This is a genomic window from Sphingomonas agri, from assembly GCF_038148795.1.
Classification (GTDB): domain Bacteria; phylum Pseudomonadota; class Alphaproteobacteria; order Sphingomonadales; family Sphingomonadaceae; genus Sphingomicrobium; species Sphingomicrobium agri.
In genome coordinates, this window is sequence record NZ_JBAPEU010000002.1 from 555,346 (window position 1) to 572,726 (window position 17,381).

Sequence of the window (17,381 nt, forward strand, 5' to 3'; positions counted from 1 at the left end):
CTGGGGCTGCGCTCACCCAAACCGTGTCCGGCACGTGACAATGAGACATCAGACCACCTCCTTTCGCCAGTTGAAACTGCGCAAAGAGATGGGGTCTTCGTCCCTCAATTCAACGGGTTACGAGTGGGCCTCGATGAACTTCTCGACAACCGGGGCAATATTCTCGCGCCACTTGCGGCCGTTGAAGATGCCGTAGTGGCCGACGTCCCTCGCCAGCAAATACTGCTTCTTCGTCTTGGGCAGTCTCGAGGCAATTTCGAGCGCAGCCTTCGTCTGACCGATCCCCGAGATGTCGTCGCGCTCGCCCTCGATCGCCAGCAATGCCGTATCACGGATAGCATCGGGTCGAACGAGCCGGCCCCGATGTTCCATCTCCCCCTTCGGCAGCAGATGCTGCTGGAAGACGACGTCAACGGTCTGGAGATAGAATTCGGCCGTCATGTCGCACACGGATCGATATTCGTCGTAGAATTTCTGCGTCGACGCCGCGCTCTCCTCGTCACCGACGACCAGATGCTTGAACATCTCCCAATGGCTGACAAGGTGGGATCCAAGGTTCATGGTCATGAACCCCGCCAGCTGCAGGAAGCCGGGATAGACCTTCCGTCCGGCGCCAGGGTAGATCATCGGAACAGTGGCGACGACATTTTGCTCGAACCAGGCGAACGGGCGCTGGGTTGCGAGCGTATTCACGGCCGTCGGCGCCTCGCGGGTGTCGATCGGCCCTCCCATCAATGTCAGCGACTTGGGGCGATACGGATCCTTGTCCTCGTTCATCAGCGCCGCAGCTGCAAACGCCGGAACGGCGGGCTGGCAGACCGCCAGCATGTGGGGACGCTCGCCAGTCTTCTTGCCGATGAGCTGGAGGAACTCGATCAGATAATCGATGTAATCATCAAGATCGAAGCCCCCTTGCGAGAGCGGGACCAGCTTGGCGTCACGCCAATCGGTAATGAAGACGTCGAACCTTGGCAGAAGACGTTCGACCGTTCCGCGAAGCAGGGTCGCATAGTGACCCGACATCGGAGCGACGATGAGAAGGCTGGGACCCCGCGTCGCTCCTTCACGAGAGAAATGCTTGAGCTGGCCGAACGGCTTTCTCAGCAGGATCTCCTCGTGGATCGGCACGTCCTTTCCGCGGACGCGGACCCTTTCGATCCCGAATTCAGGCTTGCCGCGCGGAGCTGCTGCATGTGCGAAGACCTCGAGGCTCGCTGCAACGAGAGGACCCATCGCACTGTAGCCAAGGGGATTGGCCGGATTGTTGAGCCAGCCGGCTCCAAGCCCGGCTAGCTTGCTCGCACCTGCGAGAAAAGAGCGCTGGACCTCATAAGCATCGTAAAGCATCAAACCTCACAAAAGCGCCCCTTGTGCCCGTGATGTGGCCACCATTAACGTCGCTGGCAAGGTGAATGTTGCACTGCGGCAGTCCCGCAGCGATACGAGCGCTAGGAAGTGGCCTCTTCAAGCTCCTGGACCGGCTCTCGCTCGGCCGCCTCGCCAGCGGCGGGCGATGCGGGAGCGATCTCGTTCCTGCCGGCTGGCAGGACTTCGATGATATCAATGATCCGGTAGCGCTCCGCGAGGACCTCGTGATCAGGTCCGTAGGAGGTCTCGACGTCGACGCGGCAGCGCAGAGCGTCACCCGGGCGAATGTCGAGCTCCCGGCGGTAGAAGCCGTCGAGCGAGGTGCCGGGCTCTGCGATGGCTGTGGTTCGCGTTTCTCCATGCTTCAGCTGCCACTGCCCGCTTCCCTCGTAGTCCGGCATTTCGACGACGAAGATGATATCGGCGGAGTGATTGACCAATTTGCGCGAGAGAAGCAGCGTCCGGGGGTCTTCGATACGCTTGTCGAGATCGAGCTTGGCCGAACCGTTGTTGGTGATAATCCGGACCGAATCACCGGGATGGAGGGCGGCCTTGGCCTTCTGCCACGCGGAGATCGCGCCAACGAGCTTCGAAGAGTCAGGAAGTACCGGATGGGCCGCGGTCGTGATCGAGGTTCCCCAGGCGAGCACCCTGATTGCCTGCTGGAGGTCGGAGAGATGCAGGGTGGGCGAGCCGTCCATCCAGGCGATCATCGCGAGCGTTCCGCGCGCGAGAAACTTCAGAAGCGACGTATCGGCGCCATCCGCCAGGGCGCCATCTCCTGAATGACGGGTTCGCAACCAGAGCGAGAGGCTGCGCTTCGAAACTTCTTCCAGCACTGCAACCGTCTCGAGCTGAACGGGCACCGAGCCCGCAAGCGCCCGATAGGAAGCCGTGACTGCATCCTCGAGAAACCTGACAGGGCCGACTTCGAGCAGCTGGCGGCTCGTACCGGACGCCCCGATCTCGATCACGACGTCGCTGTCGGTCAGCTCAGTCAGTAGGCCGCTGAAGCCCGGCCGATGCTGGTTTTCCTCCGCAGCCATGTGTCACTTGCCTCGCGATTCGTTAAACCAGCATTTACTACGCGCTCGCCTAACCGACGCAACCGTTTCAAGAAACGGCAAAATACCCATTGCCTGGACGTCATTTGAGGCGCGCCATGCAGGCTGTTACTGAGCGGCATGGCGATCCAAAGCGCGAACCGGCCGAAGGGGCGGTCCATCCGGAACCTTCGAATGGTATGGAGCTTTGCGCTCCGGTATCCCGGCCACATTGCAGTTGCCGCCCTTGCGCTGCTGGTGGCGGCCGCCGCGACGTCCGGCGTGCCCTATGCGTTCAAGCTCATCATCGACAAGGGCTTCGCTTCGGGCGCCGGGACGAGCCGGGACATCGCGCGCTGGTTTGAATATCTGCTACTGCTCGTCGGCGTCATGGCGCTTGCGACAGCGGTCAGGTTCTACTCCGTCTCGTGGATGGGCGAGCGCACGGTCGCGGACATTCGTCTCGCGGTGCACCGGAACCTGCTGCGCCTATCCCCGGGCTTTTTCGAGGAAAATCGTCCGGCGGAGATCACCTCGCGCATCACCGTCGACACGACGATCATCGAGCAGGTCGTCGGAACCACGGTGTCCGTGGCTTTGCGCAACACGATCCTCGGCCTGGTCTGCATCGTCATATTGTTCACCCTCGCGCCCAAGCTTGCGCTGTCCATCCTTGCGGGCGCGCTCCTCGTCGTACTGCCAATCGCGGTGCTTGGACGGCGCGTCCGTTCGATTTCTACGCGAAGCCAGGACCGGATAGCCGATCTCGGCACGGTCACCAGTGAGGTGCTCGGCGCGATGAAGATCGTGCAGGCATTCAACCAGGAAGAGCGCGAAACGAGCCGGTTCTCGCAGGCCGTCGGCCGCGTCTTCGCTACCGCCAAGCGCCGCATTCTGGTGCGCGCCGTCATGACTGCAATCGTCATTTTCCTGATCTTCGGATCCATCACGCTCGTGATCTGGCAAGGGGCTTCCGAGGTCGCAGCCGGGCGCATGACAGGCGGCACTATCGCGGCATTCGTCCTTTATGGCGGCCTTCTTGCCGGCGCTTTTGGCAATCTGTCGGAGGTCTACGGTGACCTGCTCAGAGCTGCCGGCGCGTCGGAACGCCTCGGAGAATTGCTTGACGCGAAGCCCGCGATCAGCGCTCCCGCGCAACCTGCGGAGCTACCCGTCCCGCCCCGCGGCGAGCTCGCCTTCGAAAATGTCACCTTTCACTATCCGACACGGCGAGATACCTCTGCGCTCAACGACTTCACCCTGAAGGTCCGGGCGCGGGAGCGGCTTGCAGTCGTCGGCCCGTCGGGCGCCGGCAAGACAACACTCTTCCAGCTCGCCGAGCGATTCTACGATCCAGATCAAGGGGCCGTCCTTCTCGACGGCGTCGACCTCAGAGACGCGGATCCCGCCGATATCCGTGCACGCATCGCGATGGTGCCGCAGGACACGGTGATTTTTGCAGCCTCGGCGCGCGACAATCTTCGTTACGGCAACTGGGAGGCCAGCGAGGAGGAACTGTGGCGAGCCGCTCAGGATGCAAATGCGGAGCAGTTCCTCCGCGCCCTGCCTGACGGGCTCGACACTTACATGGGTGAAGGCGGGGCGCGTCTCTCGGGCGGACAGCGGCAGCGGATCGCAATCGCCCGGGCCCTTCTGCGTGATGCGCCGCTTCTATTGCTCGACGAAGCAACCTCGGCGCTCGATGCCGAAAGCGAGCGACTGGTTCAGGATGCTCTCGACCGGCTCATGGAAGATCGCACGACGATCGTCATCGCTCACCGTCTCGCGACGGTGCGCGCCGCCGACCGCATCGTCGTCATGAACGAAGGCCGGATCGTCGAGGAAGGCAACCACGCGAGCCTCAGCGCCCGGGGAGGCCTCTACGCGCGCCTCGCCCGTCTACAATTCGAGGATCGCGCGGCTTAGGCCTTTGAGCCGCCGCCCTCGCCGCCGCCTCCGGACGGGCTGCCACCGCGGCCGCGTGCGCCCGAACCGCGCGAGGACTTGCCGCGCGAGCGGCCGGAGCTGCTCCGGGATTTGGTGCTACCTGCCGAAGCGGTCTTAGCGCGCGTCGCAGACGCACGGCTCGGTGACTTGCGCGCGCCGCTCGATCGGCTGGAACCGGTGGTCGACTTGGTGCCGGCCGCGGACGATTTCGCTCCCGCGCTCCTCTTCCGGGGCGAGGTCGAACGGGCGCTCGACGACTTCGCTCGCGAAGCAGTGGACTTCGCGCGCGATCCGCTCGACTTGCGAGCGCCGCTGCTGCTGCGCGAGCTGCCCGAGGACGAACCGGAAGCCGAAGTCGTGCTCGCACTCCCTTCAACCGTCCACTTGCCCGACATCACGCGTTGTGCAGCTTCGGCGACCGCTTCTGCGATCAATGAACCAAGCTTGGTTGCGCTTGCCATGACATTGCTGGCAGCCTGACTTGCAGTGTCGGCTGCGTCGAGACCTGCATCGCGAATCGCGCGGCGCGCTTTTGGGCTGGCGCTGATTGCTGCAGCAGCTGCGGCCAGACCCGCAGCGAGCATTTCCTTGCTCATTGCCGCCTTGGCGAGCTTGTCGACCGTGTCTTTGCTCGAAGACGACCCGGTAGAACTCTTACGTGCGGACTTGGCCATCGCTTCATCTCCCTCGATTGCGGCAAAAGACACTTTATCCCCGTAACGGTTCCCGAATGAAGCCGGAAATGCGCGAAAGCCGGATATGTTAAAGGGCACCGCTGCGGTTGATGCAGCGATGCCCTTCGACATGGTCAGCGGCCAGAGGTGTGGCCGTCCGTCAGCGATTAGGCCTTACGAACACCCCTCTCCGACCTCCCTGCTGAACCATGAGACATCGGATCACCTCCTTTCGCTGCGTTGAAGCCGCATGAAGGATGATTCATCGTTAGCGCGAGCGCAAGACTTGTAATGCGGTGAACATTCGGCAATCTTCTTCGCTTCGCGCCGCTCAGGCGCGGCAATCCTCGATCACATGAGCTGCTTCTGCCCAGGCAGGAAGAACGAGTGGAGACTCGGTTCCAACGCTGAATCCGATTCGTCCCCGGCTCGTTGCAATGGCGTCGAGTATCGGGTCGTAATTGGAAAGATCGATCGTCAGCCGCGCGGTTGCAGGATTGAAGCTTGAGGGCACGCTGCGTGTAAGCGAACTCGTCCATATGCTGATCGCCGGCGCTGCAGCGTTCGCGGGCTTGGAGATACTGACGCGCCGCGTTGCCTTCATGCAGTGGACGAATAGCTGCGGACCACCCGACGCATTTGCAAAGGTCGCATCGCTGCCCTCCGGCGTCGCTGCGTAAGTCCAATTGCCTTCGATCGGCGTAACCGCGCTGAGATCGGGAAGGGACTGCGCCTCGAGCGACGTCGCGGCGATCAGCGCGAACGCGCTGGCGATTGTAATTCTCATGATTTTCAGCGGCTCAGTCGGTCGACCTTCGCCTGCAGTGCAGCAAGCTCGGCTTTCAGTTCGTCGACGTCGCTCGGAGTCGACTCGTTCTTCGAAGTCTTTCCACCGGTCGTGAAAGCGCGGCTTGCATCCTCGAACATCGCCATGTTGCGCTTGGCGATGTCGGCAAAAACGTTCCCGCCGAACGCATCTTTCACTGCGCTCTGGTTACGTTGGAATGCCTCCATGGCAGCCTCGAGATATTGCGGAACGAGATTCTGCATGGAATTGCCGTAAAGGCCGATCAGCTGCTTGAGGAAGTTGATCGGAAGCATGGTCGAGCCGCGCGCCTCCTCATCGACAATGATCTGGGTCAGTACCTGCCGGGTGATGTCCTCGCCGCTCTTTGCGTCGACCACCTCGAACTCGCGGCCCTCGCGCACCATTTGCGCCAACCGGTCGAGCGTGATGTAAGTCGAGCTTTCGGTGTCATACAGACGCCGGTTCGCATATTTCTTGATCGTAACCTTGCCCGCAGATTTGGCCATGAACAGCTCTCCGCATTCGAAAAGCGACTTACTACCGGAAGATAGTGCGCTGCAACATGCACGCGCGCCGCGGCCGCTGCCCCTCTTTCTCGAATTGGTACGGGAGGTCTCCTCGCGCGATCCGGAGCTCGCAGCAGAGGCGCTTGCCGGTTTGCGCGCTTATGAGCGGGCGCCGCGCTACGAGCGCAAGCCCGCGAATCCCGAATTTGCGCGCGTTCGTGGCGCAACGCTCCGACATCTAGGCGGCAATGGAGCGCCCCTGGTTCTCATACCCTCGCTCATCAACCCGCCGCGAATTCTCGATCTTGATGAGCAGGTATCGCTCGCTGGCTCCATTGCCCGGATGGGACGCCGGGTCCTTCTCGTGGACTGGGGGAAGTCGGGAGAGCGTGCCGAGCTTTCCGTAACGGGCCATATCGAGGCCTTGCTGCTGCCTTTGCTGCACAGGATGGGCGAACCGGCCGCCCTCGTTGGCTATTGCCTCGGCGGCACCATGTCGATCGCGGCTGCTAACCTCATCGAGGTGGAGCGCGTCATCACGCTGGCCGCACCCTGGAATTTCAGCCGGTATCCCGAGCGTTCGAGAAGTGCGCTACTGGACATGTGGCAACGGGCGAAAGGCGCCGCGGAAAATCTTGGCGCGCTGCCGATGGAGGTGCTGCAGGCCGCCTTCTGGTCGCTCGACCCCGAGCGCACCGTCCGCAAGTTCGCCCAGTTTGCTCAACTGGATCCGGACAGCGCCCAAGCGCGCCGCTTCGTCGAACTTGAAGAGTGGGCGAACGAGGGAGAACCTCTACCATATCCGGCGGCAAAGGAGCTTGTTGAGCGTCTGTTCGGGGTGGACCTGCCCGGTTCAGGGCAATGGCTGGTCGCCGGCCGCCTGGTTTCTGATCGGCTCCTGGCTCCGGCACTTCACTTTACTGCCGAGCGGGACACGATTGCACCAGGCCAGACGGTTGCCTCGGGGGAGGCGGTCCCAATTTCTTCAGGACATGTCGGAATGATCGTCGGGTCGGCAAGAAACACACTTTGCGAACGCATCAAGGCGTTCCTGCCGCCTTGCCGGTAAGGAACGCGGTCGCTAAGTCCGCCTCCTAACGCACCCGTAGCTCAGCTGGATAGAGCGTTGCCCTCCGAAGGCAAAGGCCACAGGTTCGAATCCTGTCGGGTGCGCCAGTCTTCAGTCCTCGTGGCCCGAGCGCCACAATGCACCGGTGAGCGGTTCCAGGAGATAATCAAGAGCAGTCCGCTTGCGGACCGTGAGAACCGATTCGACGGGGAGCCCGGGACGAAGCTCGCCGCGGCCGAGGACCGAGCGCACCCTGTTGAGCTCCTTTTCAGGAACCACGATTTCCGCACGGAAATAGGAACGGCCGGTCTTGTCGTCCGTGAAGCTGTCGGCGGAGACGGTCCTGACCGTGCCCGTAAACAGCGGCAGGGACCGGTTGTGGACGGTCAGAAAGCGGACTTGGGCGCGCTGGCCCGGGTAAGCATCATCGGCGTCCGTCGGATTAAGCTGCGCCTGGATGACCAGTTCCCGGCCATCGGGGACGATGTCCATCAGCTTCTGGCCGGGCTCGACCACGCCTCCGACGGTGAACACGGTAAGGCCCACGACCTGGCCTGTTGCGGGTGCCCGCACCAGCGAGTGCTGCAATTGCTCGCGGGTCGCGACGAGCTTTGGAAGCACTTCCGATATCTTGCCCTGGGTGTCCTTGAGATCGGATTCGATCTGCTCGAGACGGTCACGCGTCACCGTCAGCGATTGCATCTTGGTCTCACCGATACCCTGACCTGCACGGGCATATTCGGCTTCCATCGCTGCCTGCTGGCCTTTGAGTTCCGCCTGCTGGCGCTCGAGCTCGCGAACGCGGTTCATTGAGGCAAAGCCTTTTTCCGCGATTTTACGAAGACCATCCAGCTCCTCGCCGATGAGGCGCTGCTGCTCGAGCAGCTGCGCCCGCTGCTGGGTGTATCCGGACTGCTGCTGAACGAGCTGGCCTGCGCGCTGCCCAAGGACGGATTGCTGCGCGGAGATGGAACCCGACCGGGCGTGCATCTCGGAGCGCTGGAGGTCCAATACCTGCTGGGCGATCGGACGATCGTCCGGCGACAGCGACGCAAATTCTGGCGGCGGTCCGAAATCGCGTTGGCCGCTCCGTTCCGCGAGCAAGCGCGATCGCTGTGCAAGAAGTGTCAGATAATCGCTTGTCAGAGCGCGCTCCGAAGCTCTCAGCTCCGGGGCGGACAGCTCGACCAGCACCTGTCCCGCCTCGACGTGCTGACCTTCACGCACGTGGATGGCGGTGATGACCCCGCCATCCTTGTGCTGGACCGTCTGGCGGTTGCCTGACACGGCGATAATGCCGGGCGCATTCACGCCCGCGTCGAGGGGCATGAAGGCTGCCCAGCCAAGGAACAGGACGAAGAAGAGAATCGATATGATGATGCCGCGGCGGATTTCGGGCTGCGGATCGCCGGCGACGGCTTCTGGCCCGACCGGAAGGACGAGTGCGTCGCTCATGCAGCATTCTCCGCCTTGGGCTTCTGCGGGCCTGCGAGCCGCCTCACCACCGCGGAGGAGGGACCCATCATTTTCGGTCGGCCATCCTCGAGCACCAGCAGCTCGTCGGACGCATCGACGATCCCGCGGCGATGCGCGATGACGATGACCGTTGCGCCGCGCGCACGCGCCCGGCTGAGTGCGCCGATGAGAGCGGATTCGCCGGCAGTGTCGAGAAAGGCGTTGGGTTCATCAAGAACGAGGATGGTGGGAGAACCGTATAGAGCGCGCGCGAGCGCGATCCTCTGCGCCTGTCCGAGCGACAGTCCCGAACCCATGAGCCCAAGGCGGCTCTCGTAAGCCTGCGGCAGTTGCAGGATCATCTCGTGAACACCTGCCTCCATTGCGGCGGCAATCACTTTGTCGTCGACTTCCTTTACCTCGTCGGCTGTCAACGGCGTGACGAACCGGGAGATATTCTCCTTGATCGTGCCTTCGAACAGCGACGGCTCCTGAGGCATGTAGCCGATGTGACGGCCAAGCTCGCTTCGGTCCCAGTCTCCAAGCCTCGCCCCGTCGATCCTGACCGCGCCGACAGCGGGCGTTATTGCGCCCACCAGCACGCGCCCAAGCGTAGACTTGCCCGACCCGTTCGGACCGATAATGCCCAGGATCTTGCCCGGCTGCGCACGGAAGCTGATCCCGACGAGGATCGGACGACCGTCGCTGCCGCGGACTCCGGCACCCTCGACTTCGACGAGCCCCTTGGGTGCAGGAAGAGTGGTATGTGCGCGCTCGTCGCCCAGACTTTCGAGCGTGATTGCCAGCCGGCGAACCGCTGCCCTCGCGGTCGTTATGGAGGGCCAGCCCGCAATGATGCTTTCGATCGGAGCGAGCGCACGGCTGAGCAGGATCGAGGCGGCAATGATCGCGCCTGCGGAAATGTCTCCAGCAATCGCAAGCAGTGCACCAAGACCCAGGGCGGCGGACTGGACGAACATGCGGAAGAACTTGCTGGTCGCGGTGAGGCGGCTGCCTGCCATTTGCGCCTCGACCAAGTTGGCAAGCGCGATCCGGCGATTGTCCAGCTGCCGGGCGACCATCGCGTCCGTCATGCCAAGGCCCCGCACAGTCGCTGCATGGACAGCGGCCGCCTGCTCCGAATTGTGCGCCGCCGCCATCGCAGTGGTGGCAACGTCCATCCGCGACCGCGTTGCCTTCTGGTTCGACCAGGCGAGCGACACGAGGATTACGGCCGAGATGATCGCCATGATCCCGATCCAGAAGTGCAACATGAAGGCAACGAGGAGGAAGACCGGAGTCCAGGGTGCATCAAACATGGCGGCAATGATCGGCGTGCCGATGGTCGCGCGGATCGAGTCGAAGTCGCGCATTCCCTGTGCCGTGCCGGCGGTATCGGCGGCCATCATCTGTTCGAGGAGCCGCGGCGCAAGAATTGCGTCGACGCGTTCGCTCGCGCGGACGAGAAGCCGCGCGCGGACCATGTCGAGACCACACATCGAGACCAGCGCGAGCGCCAGCGCCAGGGTGACGAACAGCAGGGTTGTCTTGCCGCCAGTCGGAACGACGCGGTCGTAGACCTGAAGCATGTAGAGGGTCGGAGCGAGATAGAGGACATTGATCAGCAGGCTGAACCAGGCAGCCGCGACGAAATGCCGGCGGCACTGACGAAGAGCCCCGGCGAGCGCCTCAGGAACCTCGACCCCAAGCAACTTTATCGCTGCTGATCTTCTGTATGACACGCCGCCGCCACTGCTATTTTATCCCAGAGGGGACGCAAGAGCCTTTTTCAAAAGGATCGCGGCGCACCCGCTCCATGGCCTACGCGATTTTACAAAAGAAAGGAATAACAGCTTCTTAGGAGGGAAACCGGAGCAGTCCCAATGTGGTTCGGCGGCAAGAAATACCATGAATCTTAGAGTCTTCACCCGTTTGACCCACTTCGGCGTGCGTGGCACGGCGGAGCGCATGGCGGACAAGCCGGATGGACAGCGAACCTGGGGCGGGCGCTTCAAGGCCAAGCCCGACGGCCTGATGACGCGCATCAATGCGTCGATCGGATTCGACAAGCGCCTTTGGCGCGAGGACATCGCCGCTTCGAAGGCTCATGCGGCGATGCTTCGAGACCAGGGCATCATCTCGGACGCAGATGCGTCTGCAATTCTCGAGGGTCTCGACCAGATCGGTGCCGAATACGAGCAAAAGGGCGTTCCGGAACGCCTCGAGCTCGAGGACATCCACATGACCGTCGAACACCGCCTCGGGGAATTGATCGGCGCGACCGCCGGCCGCCTCCATACGGCTAGGTCTCGCAATGACCAGGTCGCAACCGATTTTCGTCTGTGGGTGCGAAACGCCTGCGATGAAACCCTCGATGCTGTTCGCGGCCTGCAGCGTGTCCTCGTCGAGCGAGCCGAGGAGCACGCCGAGACGATCATGCCCGGTTTCACGCACCTTCAGGTCGCGCAACCGGTGACGCTGGGCCATCACCTGATGGCCTATTACGAAATGCTGCGCCGCGACCTTTCGCGGTTCACCGAAGCGCGTGCCCGGATGAACCAGAGCCCGCTCGGTTCAGCTGCTCTCGCAGGCACCGGTTTTCCGATTGATCGCGAGCGCACCGCCGACGCGCTCGCCTTCGATGGTGCAACGGCCAACAGCCTCGACAGCGTCTCGGACCGCGATTTCGCGCTCGATTATCTGATGGCCGCTACTCAGTGTTCGCTTCACCTGTCGCGTCTTTCCGAAGAGCTCATCATCTGGGCGAGCGCGCCGTTCGGCTTCGTGAAACTCTCAGACCAGTTTTCGACCGGCTCCTCGATCATGCCGCAGAAACGCAACCCCGACGCCGCGGAGCTGGTCCGCGGCCATAGCGGCCGGATTATTGGAAGCCTCGTCTCGCTGATGGCGACGATGAAGGGGCTGCCGCTCGCTTATTCGAAGGACATGCAGGACGACAAGGAGCCCGTGTTCGACGCCCGGGATCTCCTCATCCTGTCGCTCGAGGCGCTCGCCGGGATGGTCGAGACGGTGGACTTCGTTCCGGACCGCATGCTCGCCGCCGCCTCGCAGGGGTTTTCGACGGCGACCGATCTTGCCGACTGGCTCGTTCGGGAAGCCAACATTCCGTTTCGCGAAGCGCATCACATCACCGGCCGCGCCGTAAAAGCGGCGGAAGATCGCCGATGCGAACTCTCCGAACTGCCGCTGGAAATACTTCGCGAGATCGCCGATTGCATCGACGAGCGGGTCTATGACGTACTGTGTGTCGAGGCATCGGTCCGAAGCCGCACCAGCTATGGCGGAACTGCGCCGGCTCGCGTGCGCGAGCAGATCGCCGCCGCGAAAGAAGGCCTAGGACTTTAGGCGGCGGTCGCGCTGCGCGATCGTGCGCAACCGAAGTGCGTTCAGTCGGATGAACCCCGCCGCATCACGGTGATCGTAGCTTCCGCTTCCTTCCTCGAACGTCACCAGATCCTGGTCATAAAGAGACTGGCTGCTCTCGCGCCCGATGACGGTCGCATTGCCCTTGTAGAGCTTCATCGTGACGCGGCCCGTCACATGCTCCTGGCTCCTGTCGATGGCCGCCTGCAGCATCTCGCGCTCCGGTGCGAACCAGAAGCCGTTGTAAATGAGGCTGGCGTAGCGCGGCATCAATTCGTCCTTGAGATGCATCGCGCCACCATCCAGCGTGATGCTCTCGATGCCCCGGTGCGCTGCTAGAAGGATGGTGCCGCCGGGAGTTTCGTAAACGCCGCGCGATTTCATTCCGACAAATCGGTTCTCGACGAGGTCGAGCCGGCCGATTCCATTGTCGTGGCCAAGCTGATTGAGCTTCGTGAGCAAGTTGGCCGGTGACAGCTTCTCGCCGTCGATCGCGACCGCATCCCCGCGCTCGAAGTCGATGGTGACGACGCGCGCCTTGTCGGGTGCATCTTCGGGCGAAACCGTCCGCTGGTGGACATATTCGGGCGGCTCGGCTGCCGGGTCTTCAAGCACCTTTCCTTCCGAGGAGGAGTGGAGGAGGTTTGCGTCGATGGAGAAGGGAGCCTCGCCACGCTTATCCTTGGCAATGGGGATCTGGTACTTCTCCGCAAAATCGATGAGCGCCTCGCGGCTCTGGAAGCTCCACTCGCGCCACGGCGCGATCACCTTGATCTCGGGCTCGAGCGCATAATAGCCAAGCTCGAAGCGGACCTGGTCATTGCCCTTGCCGGTCGCACCATGACAGACCGCATCCGCGCCGACCTCTCGCGCGATCTCGATCTGGCGCTTGGCGATCAGCGGCCGGGCGATCGACGTTCCGAGAAGATAATCCCCCTCGTATTGCGTGTTGGCGCGAAACATCGGGAACACGAAGTCGCGGACGAATTCCTCGCGCAGATCCTCGATGAAGATATTTTGGGGCTTAACCCCGAGCATCTCGGCCTTGCGCCGGGCCGGCTCAACTTCTTCGCCCTGTCCCAGGTCCGCCGTGAAGGTCACGACCTCTGCATCATATTCGGTTTGCAGCCATTTCAGGATGATGGAGGTGTCGAGGCCGCCGGAATAAGCGAGCACGACCTTCATTTTCTTGTTTGTCATTATTTCTGTTCCAACATCCAAAGCATGGCACCGCGCGCCGTGTGCATCCGGTTCTCGGCCTGGCGCCAGATCGCCGAGCGCGAACTGTCGATTATCGGCGCCGTCACTTCCTCTCCCCGGCGCGCGGGAAGGCAGTGAAGAAAGCGCGCGTTTGGTGCCAGTGCCATCAGGGCCTCGTTGACCTGGTATGGCTCGAACGCAGCCCGTCGCTCCTCGCTCTCTTCGCCTCCCATCGAGACCCAGACGTCGGTGTAGACGATGTCCGCCCCTTCAACAGCTTCCTCGGGATCGGTTAGCTGGCGAACGCCCATCGCATTGCCAAGGCCATAACCCTCGGGGCTCGCGATCGTGAACCGGGCACCGACGAGCGCGCAGGCTTCGGCGAGCGAGCGTGACACGTTGTTGCCCTCGCCGATGAAGGCGATTCTTGCACCCTCAAGCCGGCCCAGCAGCTGCCTGACCGTCAGGAGGTCGGCCAGGGCCTGAAGCGGATGGTCGGTTGCGGATAACATGTTGAGAACGGGCGCGGCGTTCACACGCGCCATTTCCTCAAGCAGGGCGTGGTCAAACACCCGCCCCGCGATAATCGCGTGAAAACAGGCCAGAGTGTGAGTGACGTCCGCGACGCTCTCGCGCGTGCCGATGCCAAGTTCAGCAGGCTGGATGTAGACGGGATGTCCCCCAAGCTGGGCGGCCGCCAGCTCCATTGAATTGCGCGTCCGCGAACTTGGCTTCTCGAAGTAAAGCGCGACGCCCTTCCCTTCCAGCAAGCGGGGAGCGGGCTGCTCGGATGCCGCGAGGATCCACTCGACGTCGCTCGAGGTGAGGTCGCGCATGGACAAAAGGTGCCTCACCAGCTCTTCTCCCGACGGATCATCGTGCCCACTCCGTGATCGGTCAGCAGTTCGATGAGCAGTGAATGGCGCACTCGCCCGTCGATGATATGGGCGAAATTGACGCCCTGATCGACCGCGTCGGCGCAGGCCCTCAGTTTGGGGATCATGCCCTTGCCGACGCTTTCGTGATCGATGCGCTCGCGAAGCTCGGCCGACGTCAGCCGGGGAACGAGCGTTTGTTCATCCCCGGGATCTTCGAGCAGACCCGGAACCGCCGTCAAATAGACGATCTTCTCGGCCTTCATCGCGACCGCGATGGCGCGCGCGGCCTCGTCGGCATTGACGTTAAATGGCTGACCGCCAGCATCGGCCCCGACGGTCGATACGACCGGGGTCAATCCATCATCGAGGAGGCGGTGGATGAGTTCGGCGCGCACACCCGAGACATTCCCGACGAAGCCGAGCGTCTGGTCTCCCGGCGTGACCGTAAGCAACCCCGCATCCTCGCCGGAGACTCCGACCGCGACGGGCTCGTCTCCAGCCTGGCTGTTGATCGTCGCCACAAGATCGCGATTGATCTTTCCAACGAGCACCATGCGAACGATCTCGAGCGTCTCGGCGTCAGTCACCCGGAGGCCGTCGCGAAACTCCGGCTCCTTCCCGACGCGGCGAAGCATGGCGTCGACCTGGGGGCCGCCACCATGGACGAGGACGCATCGCACTCCGACGCTCCTGAGGAGAAGCACGTCCTGCGCGAGCGCAAGATCGCTGTCGCGATCGATTGCCGCGCCGCCCAGTTTCACCACAATCGATTTGCCGGCGAACTGGCGGATGTAGGGGAGCGCTTCGACGAGGATGCGGGCGATTTCGGTTGGCGGGAGACTGGCCATCACGAGGTCTTGCTATTCTCTTTGATGTAGCCTGGCCCAAGATCGATCCCGATCATCTTGGCCGAGCCATGGCCAGCGCCGAGGTGAACCTCGATCTCGACCTCGTCGCTCATCATGTGCTCGGCAAGTGCCTGGCCGTCATGCTCGATCGCAACCCCGGCGCTCGCAACGACAATGCCGCCGTAGGCCACGCGCGATTTTGCGACGTCGAGGTCAACGCCGGCCGATCCGGCGGCTGCCATCAGCCGACCCCAGTAAGGGTCCCCGCCGTACCAGCTGCACTTCACAAGGTTGTTCTCGACGATGTTCTTCGCAGCGATCCTCGCTTCCTCGCTGGTGCGCGCTCCCGTGACTGCAAGATGCGCGATCCGGGTCATGCCCTCGGCATCGCGCGCCATCTTCATCGTGAGATCGCGGCATGCGGCGAGGACGACGTTTGCGAATTCCTCCGGGTCCGTCTGCCCGCGCTTGCCGCTTGCAAGAAGCATCGCGGTGTCGTTTGTCGAGGTCGCGCCATCTACGTTGAGCGTGTTGAACGTCGCGTCCGCGGCAGCCTTCAGCGCCTTCTGCATGACGGATCGCGAAACGCCCGCGTCCGTGGTCAGGAAAGCGAGCATTGTCGCCATGTTCGGCGCGATCATGCCGCAACCCTTGGCCATCCCGCCGAGGGTGAAGTTCGAGCCCTGGATGACGACTTCCTTCGCCTCGTGATCGGTCGTGAGGATCCCGCGCGCTGCATCGTGACCGCCCTCAATGGACAATTTGTGCGCGAGGCGCGGCGTTGCCGCGAGGATCGGATCCATTGGAAGCGGCGTCCCGATGATCCCGGTTGAACAGACGAGCACATGCGAGTTTGCGATCTGAAGGGCCTGACCGGTCGCGGCGGCCATAAGCTGCGCATCTTTATAGCCCGAAGCTCCCGTTCCTGCATTGGCATTGCCCGAGTTGACGATCACCGCCGCAGCCTTGCCGCCATTCGCCTGGAGCGTTGCCCGATCGAACTCGACGGGAGGCGCTGCAAACTTGTTCTGCGTAAAGACCGCAGCGCAGGGAACCGGCTGGAGATCTTTGGTTGCAAGGAGAGCCATATCGAACTTGCGCCGCTTGATGCCGGCATGACAGCCGGCTGCAACGAAGCCCTCGGCCGCGGTCACACTCATGGATAGATTCCGATCGTCGTAAGGCCGGCGCTCTCCTCGAGGCCGAGCATCAGATTGGCGCACTGGATCATCTGGCCCGCAGCGCCTTTGCCGAGATTGTCGATTGCCGACAAAGCAAGGACGCGACCGGTCCGTCCGTCATAGCGGGCGGTGAGCTGAGCGCCGTTCGACCCTGCGACCCACTTGGTGGCGGGCAGCTGGTCCGTTACGTGGACAAACAGCTCTTCGGAATACGACCTTTGCAGCGTCTCGAGCGGATCGCAGGGGCCGAGCGCTTCGCCGTAGCAAGTCGCAAGGATGCCGCGATCAATGGGCGCAAGGTGCGGAGTGAACAACACCGTCCCACCGGTCGCCATTTCCATTTCGGCCGTATGACGATGGTTGAGAAGCCCATAAGCTGAAAAGCTGCCGTGGACGGTGCTGAAGGCAGTAGCTTCTTTGGCATCGCGCCCGGCTCCGCTGACGCCCGAGGCTGCATCGACGATCAGGCCCTCAGCCCTGACCAGCTTGGCGTCGACCAGCGGCTTCAGCGCCAGGATCGCGGCAGTTGCATAGCAGCCGGCGGCAGCAACCGCCTTCGAGTTTCTGATCGCGTCGCGGTTGAGCTCGGGGATACCGTAGACGAATTCCCCGAGTAGCTCGGGTGCCTCGTGCGCATGGCCGTACCACCGCTCGTAGGTCGCCGCATCCTCGAGCCGGAAATCCGCGCCGAGGTCGACGAACGGGATTCCGCTCTTGAGGATCTCGGCCGCCAGCCGCTGGCTGTGACCGTGCGGAAGTGCCGCAAAGACGAGATCGACATCCTTGAAGGCGCCAGGTTCGATCGTTTCGAGCAGTGCATGCGGATAGGCAGGCGCGAGGTGCGGATGCACCGCTGAAAGAGGCCTCCCCGCCTTGCTTCCACCGAACAGCCTTGCCGGGACTAAATGGGGATGCGCGGCGATCAGCCGCAGGAGTTCACCCCCCACATAGCCCGAGGCACCAAGGATCGCGGTTCGAATCATCGCGCGGCCCCTATCCACTTTATTGCATATCTATGCA

General features: G+C 62.7%; 15 protein-coding genes and 1 tRNA gene. 5 read left to right on the forward strand and 11 right to left on the reverse strand.

Annotated features, from left to right (window positions below; all coding sequences use genetic code 11):
• Positions 1-117: 117 nt before the first annotated feature.
• Positions 118-1,347, reverse strand: a complete 1,230-nt coding sequence (locus V8192_RS09515) for a polyhydroxyalkanoate depolymerase (protein ID WP_341632836.1) — start codon at positions 1,345-1,347, stop codon at positions 118-120.
• Positions 1,348-1,448: 101 nt separating this feature from the next.
• Positions 1,449-2,414: a hypothetical protein gene (locus V8192_RS09520; RefSeq protein ID WP_341632837.1), complete on the reverse strand. Its 966-nt coding sequence runs from the start codon at positions 2,412-2,414 to the stop codon at positions 1,449-1,451.
• A gap of 138 nt (positions 2,415-2,552) precedes the next feature.
• Between V8192_RS09520 and V8192_RS09525 the strand changes: the two genes are divergently transcribed.
• Both V8192_RS09525 and V8192_RS09530 read left to right on the forward strand, forming a co-directional pair.
• Complete coding sequence (locus V8192_RS09525; RefSeq protein WP_341632838.1) at positions 2,553-4,337, forward strand: ABC transporter transmembrane domain-containing protein; 1,785 nt, start codon at positions 2,553-2,555, stop codon at positions 4,335-4,337.
• A 114-nt stretch (positions 4,338-4,451) separates the two neighbouring features.
• Positions 4,452-4,838 (forward strand): hypothetical protein, encoded by a 387-nt coding sequence (locus tag V8192_RS09530; protein ID WP_341632839.1) that lies wholly within the window; start codon positions 4,452-4,454, stop codon positions 4,836-4,838.
• A gap of 525 nt (positions 4,839-5,363) precedes the next feature.
• Here V8192_RS09530 and V8192_RS09535 read toward each other — a convergent pair.
• Both V8192_RS09535 and phaR read right to left on the reverse strand, forming a co-directional pair.
• A complete protein-coding gene (locus tag V8192_RS09535) occupies positions 5,364-5,819 on the reverse strand; it encodes a hypothetical protein (protein WP_341632840.1) in 456 nt (151 codons plus the stop codon).
• A gap of 5 nt (positions 5,820-5,824) precedes the next feature.
• Entirely contained in the window at positions 5,825-6,346 is a 522-nt protein-coding gene (phaR, locus tag V8192_RS09540) for a polyhydroxyalkanoate synthesis repressor PhaR (protein WP_341632841.1), read from the reverse strand.
• On the opposite strand from phaR, the gene V8192_RS09545 reads away from it, so the two are divergent.
• Both V8192_RS09545 and V8192_RS09550 read left to right on the forward strand, forming a co-directional pair.
• Positions 6,345-7,415: a polyhydroxyalkanoate synthase family protein gene (locus V8192_RS09545; RefSeq protein ID WP_341632842.1), complete on the forward strand. Its 1,071-nt coding sequence runs from the start codon at positions 6,345-6,347 to the stop codon at positions 7,413-7,415. The genes phaR and V8192_RS09545 overlap by 2 nt on opposite strands.
• 30 nt (positions 7,416-7,445) lie before the next feature.
• Positions 7,446-7,522, forward strand: a tRNA-Arg gene (locus V8192_RS09550).
• A 4-nt stretch (positions 7,523-7,526) separates the two neighbouring features.
• Here the strand turns inward: V8192_RS09550 and V8192_RS09555 are convergent.
• Together V8192_RS09555 and V8192_RS09560 are read right to left on the reverse strand one after the other, a co-directional pair.
• On the reverse strand, positions 7,527-8,870 hold the full coding sequence (locus V8192_RS09555; RefSeq protein ID WP_341632843.1) for an HlyD family type I secretion periplasmic adaptor subunit: 1,344 nt from the start codon (positions 8,868-8,870) through the stop codon (positions 7,527-7,529).
• Complete coding sequence (locus tag V8192_RS09560) at positions 8,867-10,582, reverse strand: type I secretion system permease/ATPase (protein WP_341632844.1); 1,716 nt, start codon at positions 10,580-10,582, stop codon at positions 8,867-8,869. The genes V8192_RS09555 and V8192_RS09560 overlap by 4 nt, the downstream gene beginning before the upstream one ends.
• A 256-nt stretch (positions 10,583-10,838) precedes the next feature.
• Here V8192_RS09560 and argH point away from each other — a divergent pair, with 256 nt between their 5' ends.
• Positions 10,839-12,236, forward strand: a complete 1,398-nt coding sequence (gene argH, locus V8192_RS09565; RefSeq protein WP_341632845.1) for an argininosuccinate lyase — start codon at positions 10,839-10,841, stop codon at positions 12,234-12,236.
• Here argH and V8192_RS09570 read toward each other — a convergent pair.
• Genes V8192_RS09570 through argC form a run of 5 tightly spaced genes read right to left on the reverse strand, consistent with a single transcriptional unit; the run spans position 12,225 to position 17,344 of the window.
• A complete protein-coding gene (locus tag V8192_RS09570) occupies positions 12,225-13,454 on the reverse strand; it encodes an argininosuccinate synthase (RefSeq protein WP_341632846.1) in 1,230 nt (409 codons plus the stop codon). The two genes, argH and V8192_RS09570, sit on opposite strands and share 12 nt — an antisense overlap.
• The gene (locus V8192_RS09575) at positions 13,454-14,308 is read right to left on the reverse strand and encodes an ornithine carbamoyltransferase (protein ID WP_341632847.1); all 855 of its coding nucleotides are present in this window, start codon (positions 14,306-14,308) and stop codon (positions 13,454-13,456) included. Before V8192_RS09575 ends, V8192_RS09570 begins: the two co-directional genes overlap by 1 nt.
• Positions 14,305-15,180 carry an acetylglutamate kinase gene (gene argB, locus V8192_RS09580; RefSeq protein ID WP_341632848.1) on the reverse strand — a complete coding sequence of 292 codons (876 nt, stop codon included), beginning with the start codon at positions 15,178-15,180 and terminating at the stop codon, positions 14,305-14,307. Before argB ends, V8192_RS09575 begins: the two co-directional genes overlap by 4 nt.
• A complete protein-coding gene (argJ, locus tag V8192_RS09585; protein WP_341632849.1) occupies positions 15,180-16,340 on the reverse strand; it encodes a bifunctional glutamate N-acetyltransferase/amino-acid acetyltransferase ArgJ in 1,161 nt (386 codons plus the stop codon). The genes argB and argJ overlap by 1 nt, the downstream gene beginning before the upstream one ends.
• Positions 16,337-17,344: an N-acetyl-gamma-glutamyl-phosphate reductase gene (argC, locus tag V8192_RS09590; protein WP_341632850.1), complete on the reverse strand. Its 1,008-nt coding sequence runs from the start codon at positions 17,342-17,344 to the stop codon at positions 16,337-16,339. Before argC ends, argJ begins: the two co-directional genes overlap by 4 nt.
• Positions 17,345-17,381: the final 37 nt, after the last annotated feature.

Bases quoted from the DNA above. Each gene is read 5' to 3' on its own strand.
- V8192_RS09515 (WP_341632836.1), bottom strand. From the start codon at position 1,347: ATGCTTTACGATGCTTATGAGGTCCAGCGCTCTTTTCTCGCAGGTGCG.
- V8192_RS09520 (WP_341632837.1), bottom strand. From the start codon at position 2,414: ATGGCTGCGGAGGAAAACCAGCATCGGCCGGGCTTCAGCGGCCTACTG.
- V8192_RS09525 (WP_341632838.1), top strand. From the start codon at position 2,553: ATGGCGATCCAAAGCGCGAACCGGCCGAAGGGGCGGTCCATCCGGAAC.
- V8192_RS09535 (WP_341632840.1), bottom strand. From the start codon at position 5,819: ATGAGAATTACAATCGCCAGCGCGTTCGCGCTGATCGCCGCGACGTCG.
- V8192_RS09545 (WP_341632842.1), top strand. From the start codon at position 6,345: ATGAACAGCTCTCCGCATTCGAAAAGCGACTTACTACCGGAAGATAGT.
- phaR (WP_341632841.1), bottom strand. From the start codon at position 6,346: ATGGCCAAATCTGCGGGCAAGGTTACGATCAAGAAATATGCGAACCGG.
- V8192_RS09555 (WP_341632843.1), bottom strand. From the start codon at position 8,870: ATGAGCGACGCACTCGTCCTTCCGGTCGGGCCAGAAGCCGTCGCCGGC.
- argH (WP_341632845.1), top strand. From the start codon at position 10,839: ATGGCGGACAAGCCGGATGGACAGCGAACCTGGGGCGGGCGCTTCAAG.
- V8192_RS09570 (WP_341632846.1), bottom strand. From the start codon at position 13,454: ATGACAAACAAGAAAATGAAGGTCGTGCTCGCTTATTCCGGCGGCCTC.
- argB (WP_341632848.1), bottom strand. From the start codon at position 15,180: ATGGCCAGTCTCCCGCCAACCGAAATCGCCCGCATCCTCGTCGAAGCG.
- argJ (WP_341632849.1), bottom strand. From the start codon at position 16,340: ATGAGTGTGACCGCGGCCGAGGGCTTCGTTGCAGCCGGCTGTCATGCC.
- argC (WP_341632850.1), bottom strand. From the start codon at position 17,344: ATGATTCGAACCGCGATCCTTGGTGCCTCGGGCTATGTGGGGGGTGAA.